Origin of the sequence: Streptomyces sp. adm13(2018) (genome assembly GCF_008042145.1) — a bacterium.
GTDB lineage: Bacteria > Actinomycetota > Actinomycetes > Streptomycetales > Streptomycetaceae > Streptomyces.
The window spans coordinates 1-878 of the sequence record NZ_RDBH01000176.1; the positions used below are offsets into that span (position 1 = coordinate 1).

Annotated in this window: 1 pseudogene; it reads left to right on the plus strand. The window is 69.4% G+C overall.

The window, feature by feature from the left end:
• Positions 1-179 precede the first annotated feature (179 nt).
• A pseudogene (locus EAO70_RS39815) lies at positions 180-504 on the plus strand (SpoIIE family protein phosphatase); the annotation flags it as partial.
• Between the last annotated feature and the right edge of the window lie 374 nt (positions 505-878).

Below are 878 nucleotides of genomic sequence, written 5' to 3' on the forward strand. Positions count from 1 at the left end.
CCCTGCCATCGGCAGTACGGGTGCGGGGGGCGATCCAGGGGGTGCTGGCCCGGCCCCCGCACGGCTTTCTTTCATGAGAACGGCAGCGGTTCACCGCTCTGCGAGGCACGGCGAACGGTGACTGTCCGATTCTCCGTAGGGTGAGAGCTTCCTGGCAGGTATCAGTCGGAGACGGTGTGCCAGGCGGTTTCGGCGTCCTGCCCGACCCGCACATCACCACCACCGCCATCCACCTTGCCCCCGGCGACACCCTGCTCCTGCACACCGACGGCCTCACCGAAGCCCACACTCACGCCGTGACCGGCGGCGAGGAACGCTATGGCGACGACGCCCTCCTCGACTTCGGCCGCSAGCCACACCATGGATGCCGCCGCAACCATCACCCACCTCACCAGCGTTCTCGACGCCCACCACAGCGGCTGGGCCAGCGACGACACCGCCCTGCTCGCCYTGCGCGTCCCCCTCGCAGACGTGAGCACGTCCTCGGGCGACGCAGATGTCTGAGAGGCTGGGCAGATGGACGACGCAGCAGGACCCGCACCCCGTGACCTGCGCATAACCCACACCGTCCACCCCGGCGCTACCTGCTGACACTGAGCGGCACGGCCGACGCCCACACGTCTGAACGCCTCGAAGAGGACTTCGTCTACGCCGCCGCCTACGGCCCGCGTCTCGTCGTCGACCTCTCCGCCCTGGTCTCCGGCGGCGCAACCCTCCTGGGTCTGCTCCTCCACGCCCGCCGGTTCAACGACATCGAACTCGTCGGCCCCCTCACCCCCGCCTTCCAACGCCGCCGGAGACCAGGGCGGAGAGGTCGACGACGAGACGCGGGCCGTAGGCGGCGGCGTAGACGAAGTCCTCTTCGAGGCGTTCAGACG